We start from the raw sequence: 952 nt of genomic DNA on the forward strand, positions 1-952 counted from the left end.
ACTGTTAAAAAAAGATGTTATTACCTTACTTTTGTGCTCCTGAACCAATTTGTTTATATACTGCACTATAAATTTTCAAATCCTCAATCTGGAGTGACTTTGTTGCATAAAGGCTTCAGAGATAGATCTTTTCTAAGTTACTCGAATTCAAGTGACAACTTGGGTATGAGGTCGACCTAATTCCGTTAATTTATCGCCTAATAATTTAATGCAATACATTTTGGTTTTGACCAAACTTCGCCGATGATAGCCTGACCATTTTTTCCATAGTGTCCTGCCTAAACGTTTAACTGTTCGAAGTAATTCATTTCGCTCTAGCGAGCTACTCTTTGTATCTTTCCATGGTTTCGCATTTTTCTAGGTGGAATCACCGCATATGCTTACCGGTCTGCAATGACTTGACGGCATTGCTTGGTGTTATAAGCCTCGTCTGTATAAACTGAATCAATCTGTTCATCCAACGGAATTTGATCAAGTAACTCCCCAAGGATTCGTGAATCACTCACATTATTCGTTGTGAGCTGAACTGCTCGTATTTGAAGAGTTTTAGCATCTATAGTGGGTATTGGTATGTTGAATGTAGTTCGGAAATTCTGTAATCGAGCCATGGCTTTGTAATAGGGTGGCCAGTGACATCACATATTTGTAGGCATTCAAGGCAGTTTCAGCTCGTAGTCCGCTCAGCATATTTTGTGCATCGATGACCTGTGTGGCGGTGCCCATATCTTCTTTAAAAGACAATTCTTGGATGCGTAAATTTTCCTGTGCGGCTTTCAAGTTTTGTGCCAGAAGTGCATCACTTTGCTGTGCACTGAGTGCTTCGCTATAAGATTTATAAATCAGATTTTCAATTTCTTGCTGGGTGCGTGCAGTGAGTAATTCTGTAGCAGAGCGTTTGAGTTCGGCAGCCTGAATATTCTTGTTTTTATCGATCCCGGAAAACAGGTTATAG

The 952-nt window shown here is 39.8% G+C and carries 2 pseudogenes; both read right to left on the reverse strand.

Annotation, left to right across the window (positions count from 1 at the left end):
- Positions 1-147: 147 nt before the first annotated feature.
- Positions 148-557, reverse strand: a pseudogene (locus ACNPNW_RS16130) (transposase); the annotation flags it as partial.
- Positions 547-952 (reverse strand): annotated as a pseudogene (locus ACNPNW_RS16135) (TolC family protein); the annotation flags it as partial. The pseudogenes ACNPNW_RS16130 and ACNPNW_RS16135, both read right to left, overlap by 11 nt.

This window comes from Acinetobacter endophylla, from assembly GCF_053543775.1.